11 protein-coding genes and 1 tRNA gene are annotated in these 11,687 nt (G+C 70.4%); 5 read left to right on the top strand and 7 right to left on the bottom strand.

The features are described 5' to 3' along the window. Positions 1-20: 20 nt before the first annotated feature. From C6N40_RS02730 to serS, 3 genes are all read right to left on the bottom strand, one after another. Positions 21-110: transfer RNA gene (locus C6N40_RS02730), tRNA-Ser, on the bottom strand. Positions 111-134: 24 nt separating this feature from the next. Beyond that, the gene (locus tag C6N40_RS02725; protein WP_106989485.1) at positions 135-1,106 is read right to left on the bottom strand and encodes a LysR family transcriptional regulator; all 972 of its coding nucleotides are present in this window, start codon (positions 1,104-1,106) and stop codon (positions 135-137) included. Further along, positions 1,103-2,383, bottom strand: a complete 1,281-nt coding sequence (serS, locus tag C6N40_RS02720) for a serine--tRNA ligase (RefSeq protein ID WP_106989484.1) — start codon at positions 2,381-2,383, stop codon at positions 1,103-1,105. Before serS ends, C6N40_RS02725 begins: the two co-directional genes overlap by 4 nt. Positions 2,384-2,635: 252 nt before the next feature. Here serS and C6N40_RS02715 point away from each other — a divergent pair, with 252 nt between their 5' ends. Further along, positions 2,636-3,358, top strand: coding sequence for an rRNA pseudouridine synthase (locus C6N40_RS02715; RefSeq protein ID WP_106989483.1), 723 nt, complete (start codon positions 2,636-2,638; stop codon positions 3,356-3,358). A gap of 10 nt (positions 3,359-3,368) precedes the next feature. On the opposite strand, the gene C6N40_RS02710 is transcribed toward C6N40_RS02715, so the two are convergent. The 4 genes from C6N40_RS02710 to C6N40_RS02695 all read right to left on the bottom strand — a co-directional run bounded on the left by C6N40_RS02710 (position 3,369) and on the right by C6N40_RS02695 (position 8,235). Further along, complete coding sequence (locus C6N40_RS02710) at positions 3,369-3,731, bottom strand: CrcB family protein (RefSeq protein WP_106989729.1); 363 nt, start codon at positions 3,729-3,731, stop codon at positions 3,369-3,371. Between the two features lie 23 nt (positions 3,732-3,754). Further along, the gene (locus C6N40_RS02705; protein WP_106989728.1) at positions 3,755-5,029 is read right to left on the bottom strand and encodes a replication-associated recombination protein A; all 1,275 of its coding nucleotides are present in this window, start codon (positions 5,027-5,029) and stop codon (positions 3,755-3,757) included. 147 nt (positions 5,030-5,176) lie between these two features. After that, the gene (lolA, locus tag C6N40_RS02700) at positions 5,177-5,833 is read right to left on the bottom strand and encodes an outer membrane lipoprotein periplasmic chaperone LolA (RefSeq protein ID WP_425477651.1); all 657 of its coding nucleotides are present in this window, start codon (positions 5,831-5,833) and stop codon (positions 5,177-5,179) included. 80 nt (positions 5,834-5,913) lie between these two features. Next, positions 5,914-8,235, bottom strand: coding sequence for a DNA translocase FtsK (locus tag C6N40_RS02695; protein ID WP_240183428.1), 2,322 nt, complete (start codon positions 8,233-8,235; stop codon positions 5,914-5,916). Between the two features lie 187 nt (positions 8,236-8,422). Between C6N40_RS02695 and trxB the strand changes: the two genes are divergently transcribed. The 4 genes from trxB (at position 8,423) to infA (ending at position 11,613) form a co-directional block, all read left to right on the top strand. Then, the gene (gene trxB, locus C6N40_RS02690; protein WP_106989480.1) at positions 8,423-9,373 is read left to right on the top strand and encodes a thioredoxin-disulfide reductase; all 951 of its coding nucleotides are present in this window, start codon (positions 8,423-8,425) and stop codon (positions 9,371-9,373) included. Positions 9,374-9,462: 89 nt separating this feature from the next. Next, positions 9,463-10,605, top strand: coding sequence for a GNAT family N-acetyltransferase (locus tag C6N40_RS02685; protein WP_106989479.1), 1,143 nt, complete (start codon positions 9,463-9,465; stop codon positions 10,603-10,605). Further along, on the top strand, positions 10,571-11,314 hold the full coding sequence (aat, locus tag C6N40_RS02680; protein ID WP_240183427.1) for a leucyl/phenylalanyl-tRNA--protein transferase: 744 nt from the start codon (positions 10,571-10,573) through the stop codon (positions 11,312-11,314). The genes C6N40_RS02685 and aat overlap by 35 nt, the downstream gene beginning before the upstream one ends. A gap of 80 nt (positions 11,315-11,394) precedes the next feature. Further along, on the top strand, positions 11,395-11,613 hold the full coding sequence (gene infA, locus C6N40_RS02675) for a translation initiation factor IF-1 (RefSeq protein ID WP_034211033.1): 219 nt from the start codon (positions 11,395-11,397) through the stop codon (positions 11,611-11,613). Positions 11,614-11,687 lie beyond the last annotated feature (74 nt).

Here is an 11,687-nt window from a genome sequence, read left to right as displayed (position 1 = left end):
GCTCAATACCCCGCGGGGCGTGGCGGAAGAGGTGGGATTCGAACCCACGGAAGGTTTGACCCTTCGCCGGTTTTCAAGACCGGTGCCTTAAACCGCTCGGCCACTCTTCCATTTCAGGCACACGACGGTCGCGCCTAGGGCGCCGCCGGGAACTTCTCGCAGGGCACGCCGCCGGGCGTGCCGCACTTGAGCTTGCTGTCCTGGATCTTGCCCGGCAACTGTTCGGCCAGGAAGTCGATGAAGGCACGCACCGCCGGCAGCAGGCCGCGGCGCGAGGGGTAGATGGCGTGGCAGATGCCCTGCGGCAGGTTCCACTCGGGCAGCACGACCTCCAGCTCGCCCCGGCGGATCGCCTCGGCGCAGCTCAGCTCGGGCAGCAGCACCACGCCCAGGCCGTCGCGGGCGGCCGCCAGCAGCAGCGGGAAATCCTGCGCCATCAGGGTCGGGGTCAGATCGACCTTTTGCACCTGCCCTTCCGGACCGTGCAGGGTCCAGCGCTGGCGGGCATCGTCCTCGATCATGCTCAGCGTGGTGTGGCCGGCCAGGTCGGCAGGCGACTTCGGGCGGCCCACCCGGTCGAGGTAGCGCGGGCTGGCCACCAGCAGCTCGCGCAGCTGGCCGAAGCTGCGCGCCACCATCTCGCCGTCGTCGTTGAGCTGGCTGCGCACGCGCAGCGCCACGTCGAAGCCTTCCTGGATCAAGTCCACGCGGCGGTTGCTCACGTGCAGCTGGATGCGCACCTGCGGGTGCTTCTTCATGAAGGCCGGCAGCAGCGGCGCCAGCAGTTCCTGGGCCAGCGCCACCGGGCAGCTGACCTTGATGATGCCGCGCGGCGCGGCGCTGACGCGGTCCACCGCTTCGCGCGCGGCCTGGGCCTCGGCGAGCATGGTCTGGGCGTGCCGGTAGACGCTCTGGCCGACGTCGGTGACGGCGAACTTGCGGGTCGAGCGCTGCAGCAGGCGCACGCCGAGGTCGGACTCGAGCTGGGCGATGCGCCGGCTCAGCCTCGACTTGGGCACGCCCAGGGCGCGTTCGGCCGCGGCGAAACCGCCGTGTTCGACCACCATCGCGAAGAACTGCAGGTCGTTCAGGTCCGGGTGGTTCATCCGATGCGCTCCAGGCCGCCCATGTAGGGACGCAGCGCGGCGGGCACTTCGATGCGGCCGTCGGCGTCCTGGTAATTCTCCATCACCGCGATCAGGGCGCGGCCCACGGCCACGCCCGAACCATTGAGCGTGTGCAGCGGCTCGGGCTTGCCGGTGGCCGGGTTGCGCCAGCGCGCCTGCATGCGGCGCGCCTGGAAGTCGCCGCAGTTCGAGCAGCTGCTGATTTCGCGGTAGGTGCCCTGGCTGGGCAGCCAGACCTCGAGGTCATAGGTCTTGCGCGCACCGAAGCCCATGTCGCCGGTGCACAGCAGCACCTTGCGGTACGGCAGGCCGAGCTTCTCGAGCACCACCTCGGCGCAGCGGGTCATGCGCTCGTGCTCCTCGTCCGACTCGTTCGGGCGGGTGAGCGAAACCAGCTCGACCTTCTCGAACTGGTGCTGGCGGATCATGCCGCGGGTGTCGCGGCCGTGGCTGCCGGCCTCGGCGCGGAAGCACATCGAGTGCGCGCTCAGGCGCATCGGCAGCGCGGCGTCCTCGACGATCTCGTCGCGCACGAGGTTGGTCAGCGGCACTTCGCTGGTGGGGATCAGGTAGCGGCGCGAATCGCCCACGTCGGTGGCGAACAGGTCTTCCTCGAACTTGGGCAGCTGGCCGGTGCCCTGCATGCTGTCGGCGTTGACGATCAGCGGCACGTTTGCCTCGAGGTAGCCGTGCTCGCCGGTGTGCAGATCGAGCATGAACTGGGCCAGGGCGCGGTGCAGCCGCGCCAGCTGGCCGCGCAGCACGGTGAAGCGCGCGCCGCTGAGCTTGGCGCCGGCGTCGCCATCGAGCCAGCCGTCGCGGGCGCCGAGTTCGACGTGGTCCTTCACCGCAAAATCGAAGCTGCGCGGCGTGCCCCAGCGCGAGACCTCGTGGTTCTGGCTCTCGTCGGCACCGACCGGCACCGACTCGTGCGGCAGGTTCGGGATCGCCAGGGCGATGGCATCGAGTTCGGCGCGGATCGCCTCGAGCCGGGCCTCCGAGGCCTTGAGTTCGTCGCCGATGCCGGCGACCTCGGCCATCAGCGCGCTGGTGTCTTCGCCCTTGCCCTTGGCCATGCCGATGGCCTTCGAGCGCGTGTTGCGCAGGTTCTGCAGCTCCTGCGTGCGGGTCTGGATCTGCTTGCGCTCGGATTCCAGCCGCTCGAGGCCGGCCACGTCGAGCTCGAAGCCGCGGGTGGCCTTCAGGCGGGCGGCAGTGTCGGCGAGCTGGCCGCGCAGGAGCTGGGGATCGAGCATGGGATCATTCCGGAAATGAAACGGGGCGGTGCATTATCACGCCGCCAAGCCGGCCTCCGCAACGAAAAACGTGGCCAAACCGGGGCCGTCGGCGCATGCTTCACCGGCCGGCCACGCAGCCCGCGCGGCCTCCTCCAGGAGCATGACCATGGCCAAGGGCCTGAACCAGAAGAAGAACGAGAAGAAGAAGCCGGAAAAGACCCTGAAGGAGAAGCGCGCCGAGAAGGACCAGAAGAAGGCCGCCCGCAAGTCATGACCGAAGCCGTCCGCCTGGCGCGGCGCGTCATCGAACTCACCGGCTGCTCGCGCAGCGAGGCCGAGCTGTATGTGCAGGGCGGCTGGGTCACCGTCGACGGCGTCGTGGTCGAGGCGCCGCAGCACCCGGTCACCGACGAGGTGGTGGCCCTGCTGCCGGGCGCCCGCCCGGAACCGGCCGAGCCGGCCACCCTGCTGCTGCACAAACCCGCGGGCTTCGACATGGCCAGCGGGCCGGAAGCGGCGCTGGCGCTGCTGGCCCCGGAGAACCGCTGGCCCGACGACGGCTCGGGCTGGCGGCTGCTGCGCCGGTATTTCCACCGCCTTGCGCCGGCCATGGCCATCGACCCCGAGGCCAGCGGGCTGGTCATCTACAGCCAGGACGGGCGCGTGCTGCGCAAGCTGGCGGAGGACGGCAACAAGCTCGAACAGGAATGGCTTGTCGACGTCGAAGGCGAACTCGCGCCCTACGGCTGGAACCGCCTGGTCTCCGGCACGAAGTTCGATGGCTGGCCGGTCGCCCCGTTCAAGGTGAGCTGGCAGAGCGAGCAGCGCCTGCGCTTCGCCATCAAGGGCGTTCGGCCGGGGCTGCTGCAGCACCTGTGCGCCGAGGTCGGCCTCAAGGCCACGGCGATGCGTCGCCTGCGCCTGGGCCGCATCGGCCTGTCGAAGATGCCCGCGGGCCAGTGGCGCTACCTGCCGGTGTCGGAACGCTTCTGAGCGGCTCGGCTCAGGCCGGGCGCAGCCACTGCGCCAGCCGTGCGCCGGCCCAGACCAGGGCCAGGCCGGCCACCAGGCTCAGCACGAGGTAAGCCAGCACCTGCCCCGAGCGCCCTTCGCGGGCGAAAAGCAGGCATTCGACCATCAGCGCCGAATAGGTGGTCAGGCCGCCGAGCAGGCCGACCACGAGGAAGCCGCGCAGCAGCAGCGCGGCCTCGCCCCGGTCCTGCAGCCAGAGCACGATGAACCCGGCCAGGAGACTGCCCAGCAGGTTCACCATCAGCGTGCCCCAGGGCAGGCCCGCGCCGAACTGGCGCAGCAGCCAGTCGCCCAGCAGGTGCCGGGCACCCGCGCCCAGGGCGCCACCGGCCATCACCACGCCCAGCAGCGGCCAGTTCACGACCTGCCTGCCCTCGCCTGCCGGCGCGCCGCGCGCAGCCTGTCGAGCTTTTCCTTGAGCTTGATCTCCAGGCCGCGCTCGACCGGCTGGTAATACTCGCGCTCGCCCATCGCGTCCGGGAAGGCGGTCTGGTCGAGGGCGATGCCCTCGGGCGCGTCGTGGTCGTACTGGTAGCCCGTGCCGTAGCCGAGCTGCTTCATCAGTTTGGTCGGCGCGTTGCGCAGGTGAAGGGGCACGTCCTGGGTGCCGGTCTCGCGCACGTCGGCCTGGGCCGCCTTGAAGGCCACGTAGCCGGCGTTGGATTTGGCGGTGCTGGCGAGGTAGAGCACGACCTGCGCCAGGGCGAGGTCGCCCTCGGGGCTGCCCAGGCGGTCGTAGGCCTCCCAGGCCTCGATCGCCATCTGCAGCGCGCGCGGGTCGGCCAGGCCGATGTCCTCGACCGCCATGCGGGTGATGCGGCGCGCGAGGTAGCCCGGGTCGCAGCCACCGTCGAGCATGCGCGCGAACCAGTACAGCGCGCCGTCGGGGTTGGAGCTGCGCACCGATTTGTGCAGGGCCGAAATCTGGTCGTAGAACTGCTCGCCGCCCTTGTCGAAGCGGCGGGTGCGGTCGGCCAGCACCTGCACCAGCGTGGCCTCGGTGACCTCGCCACCCTCGTCGGCGGCCAGCTCGGCGGCGATCTCCAGCAGGGTCAGCGCGCGGCGCACGTCACCGTCGGCGGCGCCGGCGATCTCGCGCAGCCGCGCCTCGTCCACGACGATGCCCTGCCCGCCCAGGCCGCGCTCGCCATCGTCCAGGGCGCGGCGCAGAGCCTGCACGATGTCGTCGGCCGACACCGCCTCGAGCACGTGCACGCGGCAGCGCGAGAGCAGCGCCGAGTTGAGCTCGAAGCTGGGGTTTTCGGTGGTGGCGCCGACGAACAGGATCGAGCCGCGCTCGATGTGCGGCAGGAAGGCATCCTGCTGGGCCTTGTTGAAGCGGTGCACCTCGTCCACGAACAGCACCGTGCGCTGGCCCTGGTTGAAGCGCGCCTCGGCAGCGGCCAGCACCTCGCGCACCTGCGGCAGGCCGCTGAGCACGGCCGAGATCGCCACGAACTCGGCCTCGGCATAGCGCGCCAGCAGCAGCGCCAGGGTGGTCTTGCCGCAGCCCGGCGGGCCCCAGAGGATCATCGAGTGCACGCGGCCCGACGCCACCGCCCGGCGCAGCGCCGACCCCGGCGCCAGCAGGCGGCGCTGGCCGACCATCTCGTCGAGCGAGGCCGGGCGCATGCGCTCGGCCAGCGGCTTGAGGGCCTCGGGGGCCTGGAACAGGTTCTCGCTGGCGGGGCTCTTGCGCGTCACGCCGCCAGTTTAACGGCAAAGGGGACAGGTGCATTTTCCGGCGGCGCCGGAAAATGCACCTATCCCCTCCCCGGCTCAGTCGCCCAGCGGGATGACTTCGGCCGGGCGGATCTGCTCGCCCACCACCTCGGTGCCCGGCGGCGGCACGAAGGCGAAGGCGCCCGGCGCGAAGGCCGGGTTGCGCTGCCAGCGCCCGAAACGCACTTCAGTGCGCTGGCCCAGGCCGTCGAACATCTCCATCACCGCCAGGCCCTGGGCATCGAAACCCAGCCTTGCGCGCTCGAAGGGCGCGTCCTCGGCCTGGCGCGGCTGCAGTTCGAGCCAGGCCAGGCCGTCGGCCTCGGCGCCCTCGGCCACCTTGAACTGGCGCTCGAGTTCGGCCGGGTCGATCAGCACGGCAAGCGGGCTACCCTGCTCCTCGTGCGCCTGCTTGCGCACGGTCACCTGCTCGAGGTCCGGGTCGTGGATCCAGACGTGGTCGCCGTCGGCGACGATCAGCTGCGGGTACGGCTGCAGCACTTCCCAGCGGAACTGGCGCGGCTTGTTGAGCCCGACCTTGCCGGTGGCCAGTTCGACCATGCGCCGGTCCGGGTCGTAGACGCGCTGCTCGAAGGTGGTCTCGAGCCCCTGCACGCCGCCGCTGAAGGCGTCGAGCTGGGCCCGTGCGCCGGCCTGGGCCAGCGGGGCGGCGATGGCGAGCAGCAGGAAGGCGAAAAGGCGCATTCGGCGAATTCCGGGGTTGGCTTGGACGGGAGTGTGTCGCGGGCAAGCTGAACCGCGGGCGGCGCCCGCGGCTCGTGGTCGCAGGGGGTTCAGCGCGGCGGCGGCGGGGCGATCACCTTGCGGTCGCCGTTGTGCTCCGGCGGCGAGACGATGCCCGCGGCCTCCATCGCCTCGATCAGGCGGGCGGCGCGGTTGTAGCCGATCTTCAGGCGCCGCTGCACGCCCGAGATGGAGGCGCGGCGGGTCTCGGTGACCACCTTCACCGCCTCGTCGTAGAGCGGATCGGATTCGTCGCCGGCGCCGCCGCCCGACTCGGGCAGGCCGGTCGGGCCGATCACCACGCCGTCGCCCATCGACTGCACGTCCTCGAGCACGCCCTCGATGTAGTCCGGGCCGGAGCTGTTCTGGCGCAGGAAGGCCACCACGCGGTGCACCTCGTCGTCGCTGACGAAGGCGCCGTGCACGCGCTCGGGCATGGCCGTGCCCGGCGGCAGGTAGAGCATGTCGCCGTTGCCCAGCAGCGTCTCGGCGCCGGACTGGTCAAGGATGGTGCGCGAGTCGATCTTGCTGCTCACCTGGAAGGCGATGCGGGTCGGGATGTTGGCCTTGATCAGGCCGGTGATCACGTCCACCGACGGGCGCTGGGTGGCCAGGATCAGGTGGATGCCGGCGGCGCGGGCCTTCTGCGCCAGGCGGGCGATGAGCTCTTCGACCTTCTTGCCGACGATCATCATCATGTCGGCGAATTCGTCGATGAACACGACGATGTAGGGCAGCGGCTCGAGCGGGCGCGGCGCTTCGCCCAGCTCCGGGTTGGGCCGGAACAGCGGGTCGACCAGCGGCTGGCCGGCGTCCTGGGCGTCCTTGACCTTGCGGTTGAAGCCGGCCAGGTTGCGCACGCCCACGGCGCTCATCAGCTTGTAGCGGCGCTCCATCTCGGCCACGCACCAGCGCAGGCCGTTGGCGGCCTCCTTCATGTCGGTGACCACCGGCGCGAGCAGGTGCGGGATGTTCTGGTAGACCGACAGCTCGAGCATCTTCGGGTCGATCATCAGCATGCGCACGTCCTTGGCGCTGGACTTGTACAGCAGGCTGAGCACCATCGCGTTCACGCCCACCGACTTGCCCGAGCCGGTGGTGCCGGCCACCAGCAGGTGCGGCATGCGCGCCAGGTCCACCACCACCGGCCGGCCGCCGATGTCCTTGCCCAGGGCCATGGCCAGCGGCGAGGTGACCTTGTCGTATTCCTTCGAGCGCAGGATCTCGCTCAGGTAGATCGTTTCGCGGTGGGCGTTGGGGATTTCCAGGCCGACCACCGACTTGCCCGGGATCACGTCGACCACGCGCACCGACTTGACGCTCAGGCCGCGGGCGATGTCCTTGTCGAGCGAGCTGATCTGGCTGCCCTTCACGCCCGGCGCCGGCTCCATCTCGAAGCGGGTGATCACCGGGCCCGGATAGGCGCCGACCACCTGCACCTCGACGCGGAAGTCCTTGAGCTTGAATTCGATCTGGCGGCTGAGCGCCTCCAGGGTTTCCTCGGAATAGCCCTTGGGCTGCTCCTTGGGCTCGTCTAGCAGGCTCAGCGGCGGCAGGCCCTCGCCGCCGGCGCTGTTGAACAGCGGGATCTGCTGCTCGCGCTGGGCCCGCTCGGACTTCTCGATGACCGGCTTGGCCGGCGGCTCGATCCTGACCGGCTCGCGGCGGGCACGCTTGGCGGTCTCGACCTTGCGCACTTCCTCGCGCTCCTCGCGCATGGCGCGCGCACGCTGCCATTCGGCGGCCTGGCGGGTGCGGGTGCCCAGGCGCGCGAACAGCGCCAGCACCTGGCCACCGATCCAGTCCATCAGGGCGAACCAGCTCAGGCCGGTGGCCAGCGTCACCGACATCAGCAGCACGGCCAGCAGGAACAGGTTGCCGCCCATCAGCCCGAACACGCTGCGCATCGAATCGCCGACCAGGCCGCCGAGCAGGCCGCCCGAGCCGGCCGGCAGGTCGGGCGCCGGGCCGCCCAGCACGTGGGCCAGGCCGCAGGCGGTGACCAGGAAACCGACGATGCCCACCAGGCGCAGCGCCGGCCCGAAGTCCACCCGGCCGTCGCCGTCCGAGTCCAGGCCGAACAGGGCGATCCAGGCCACGCCGCCGAGCACGAGCGGCACGGTGTAGGCGACCTTGCCGAAGATCCAGAACGCCAGGTCGGCCAGGTGCGCGCCGACCAGGCCGCCGATGTTGTGCAGCGGCCCGGCGACGCTGCCGGTGCGCGAAACGCCCGGGTCGTCGACGTGGTAGCTCAGCAGGCTGGCCAGCAGATAGAGCAGCAGCGGCGAAACCGCGACCAGCGCGAGCTCGCGCCAGAGTTTCTGGCGGCGGTCGTTTCCAGGCTTGAGGGTCCGATCGGGAGAGCGCGCCACCGAGAGAAAATGCCTCAGGAAATCGTGATAGACGGCTGTTTATACAGTAGTTCGCACTATGTCGCCCACTGCCCCCTGGCACAGGCCCGCAACACCGTGGCCCGACCCGTCGCCTTGATTTGCCCCGGCATGGCCTACAAGCTACGAGGCCCTCGCGACAATCGCCAACGAACCCGAAGAATCATACATGACCGCCCCCAAGCACTGCCGCCTGCTCATCCTCGGTTCCGGCCCGGCCGGCTATTCCGCCGCCGTCTACGGCGCCCGCGCCAACCTCAAGCCGGTGCTGATCACCGGCCTGCAGCAGGGCGGCCAGCTGATGACCACCACCGAGGTCGACAACTGGCCGGGCGACGCCCACGGGCTGATGGGCCCGGACCTGATGGCGCGCATGCAGGCGCATGCCGAGCGCTTCGAGACCGAGATGGTGTTCGACCACATCCACACCGCCGACCTCTCGCGCCGGCCCTTCCGCCTGGTCGGCGACAGCGGCGAGTACACCTGCGACGCCCTGATCATCGCCACCGGCGCCAGCGCCAAGTACCTGGGCCTGGAAAGCGAGAACAAGTTCATGGGCAAGGGCGTCTCGGCCTGCGCCACCTGCGACGGCTTCTTCTTCCGCGACCAGGACGTGGCGGTGATCGGCGGCGGCAACACCGCGGTCGAGGAGGCGCTGTACCTGTCGAACATCGCCCGCAAGGTCTACCTGGTGCACCGCCGCGACAAGCTGCGTTCGGAGAAGATCCTGCAGGACAAGCTCTTCGCCAAGGTCCAGGCCGGCAAGGTCGAACTGGTCTGGGACCACACCGTCGACGAGGTGCTGGGCGACGACACCGGCGTCACCGGCATGCGCATCCGCTCGACCAGGGACGACTCGACCCGCGAGATCGCCGTGCAGGGCTTCTTCGTGGCCATCGGCCACACCCCGAACACCTCGCTGTTCGAGGGCCAGCTCGAGATGCGCAACGGCTACCTGACCATCAAGTCGGGCCTGGACGGCAACGCCACCGCCACCTCGGTGCCGGGCGTGTTCGCCGCCGGCGACGTGGCCGACCAGGTCTACCGCCAGGCCATCACCTCGGCGGGCTTCGGCTGCATGGCGGCGCTCGACGCCGAGAAGTTCCTCGACAAGGAATAAGCCACCCTCCCTGCAGGAGCGCCTCCAGGCGCGATCGCTTTTCACGCGACCGTGCTTTTCGCGCCTGAAGGCGCTCCTACAATGGCGGCATGCAATTCAAGCTGCTCGAGCGCCTCGACGACATCCCGGCCCCGGCCTGGGATGCGCTGCACGACGGCGCCAATCCCTTCCTCTCGCACGCCTTCCTCGCCGGGCTCGAGCGGCATGGCTGCCTGCGCCCGGCCTGGGGCTGGACGCCGCGCCACGCTACGCTCTGGCGCGACGGCGAGCTGGTGGCCGCGGCGCCGGCCTACCTCAAGGCCAATTCCCACGGCGAGTTCGTCTTCGACCACGCCTGGGCCGATGCCTATGCCCGGGCCGGGCTGGACTACTTCCCCAAGTGGCTGGTGGCCGTGCCCTACACCCCGGTCACCGGCCCGCGCCTGCTGGCGCGCGACGGGCCCGACCGCGCCGCGCTGCTGGCGGCGATGCGCGAGCAGGCCGGGCGCGACGGACTCTCGTCGCTGCACGTGAACTTCCACCCGGCCGGGGAGGATCCCGCCTTCGACGCCGGCTGGCTGGCGCGCGAGGACGTGCAGTTCCACTGGCACAACCGCGGCTGGGCCGACTTCGAGGCCTTCCTGGCCGACCTGCAGCCAAAGAAGCGCAAGAACCTGCGCCAGGAACGGGCGAAGGCGGAGCGGGCCGGTTACGCGTTCCGGGTCGTGCACGGCGACGAGGCCAGCGAGTCCGACCTCGAGGCCATGTACTACTTCTACTGCCGCACCTTCGCCGACTACGGCAACCACCCCGCCCTGTCGCTCGAGTTCTTCCGGCACCTGGCCACGGCCATGCCGCGCCAGCTGGTGCTGGTGCTGGCGGAACGGGCCGGCGAAGTGGTGGCCGGCGCGCTGTGCCTGCGCGGCCACGACACGCTCTACGGCCGCTACTGGGGCGCCAGCGAGCCCGGCCCCGGGCTGCACTTCGAGACCTGCTACCACCAGGGCATCGAGTACTGCCTGCGCGAGAAGCTGGCCGTGTTCGAGCCCGGCGCCCAGGGCGTGCACAAGATCGCCCGGGGCTTCCTGCCGGTCACCACGCGCAGCCACCACCACGTGTCCGACCCGCGCTTCGCCGCGGCACTGGCCGACTGGTGCGCGCAGGAGCGCGACGCGGTGGCCCGGCACCGGGCGAACCTGTTGGGGCATCATCCCTACCGTGAGCTACCTGCCGATCCCGTCCCTGCCCGCTGACCGCCCCGAGGACTTCCCGCCGGCGGCGCGGGCCCTGGCCGAGCCCAACGGCCTGCTGGCCTGGGGCGGCGACCTCTCGCCGGAGCGGCTGCTGGCGGCCTACGCGCGCGGCATTTTCCCCTGGTACTCCGAGGGCCAGCCGCTGCTGTGGTGGTGCCCCGATCCGCGCGCGGTGTTCGACACCGGCGCCATCCGCCTGTCCTCGCGCTTCCGGCGCGACCTGCGCCGCAGCGCCTGGGTGGTGCGCACCGACACCTGTTTCGACGCCGTGGTGGCGGCCTGCGCCCGGGCGCCCCGCCCCGGCCAGGACGGCACCTGGATCACCCCGGCGATGCGTGCGGCCTATGGCCGGCTGCACCAGCTCGGACACGCGCACAGCATCGAGGTCTTCGAGGGCCCGCACCTGGTCGGCGGCCTCTACGGCGTGGCGGTCGGCCGGGCCTTCAGCGCCGAGAGCATGTTCAGCGCACGAAGCGGCGGATCGAAAGTGGCGCTGGCGGCCCTGGGGCACTGGCTGGCGGCCTGGGGCTGGCCCTGGATCGACGCCCAGGTCGCCAACCCGCACCTGCTCGGCCTCGGCGCCCGCGAGCTGCCGCGCGAGGCCTTCCTGGCGCGCTGGTCGGACCTGGCGGCGGCGCCCGGGCGGCCCGGACCCTGGCGCGAAGCGCCGCTGCCGGTAGCCCGGCTGGCCGACGTCAGCGCCGCTTAACCAAATTTTTGCAAGCGGGGCAAGGACATGGCAGAATGCCGGGCTTCCAAGCGCGGTTTTCCCGCCCAGCGAAACAAAGAATGTCCAAAGACGATTCCATCGAATTCGAAGGCACGGTGCTCGAGACCCTTCCGAACACCATGTTCCGGGTCAAGCTCGAGAACGGCCACGTGATCACGGCCCACATTTCCGGCCGCATGCGCAAGAACTACATCCGCATCCTGACCGGCGACAAGGTCAAGGTCGAGATGACGCCCTACGACCTGACCAAGGGTCGCATCACCTATCGCATGAAGTGATGCGGGGCCTGTAACGAAAACGGCGGCCTCGCGGCCGCCGTTTTGTTTTGGTTCTTCACCCAAGTCCGGGGAAG

It is taken from the genome of Arenimonas caeni (assembly GCF_003024235.1).
Lineage (GTDB): Bacteria > Pseudomonadota > Gammaproteobacteria > Xanthomonadales > Xanthomonadaceae > Arenimonas > Arenimonas caeni.
The sequence above is the reverse complement of the archived record's forward strand: the minus strand, read 5'-3'. Positions and strand labels throughout refer to the sequence as shown.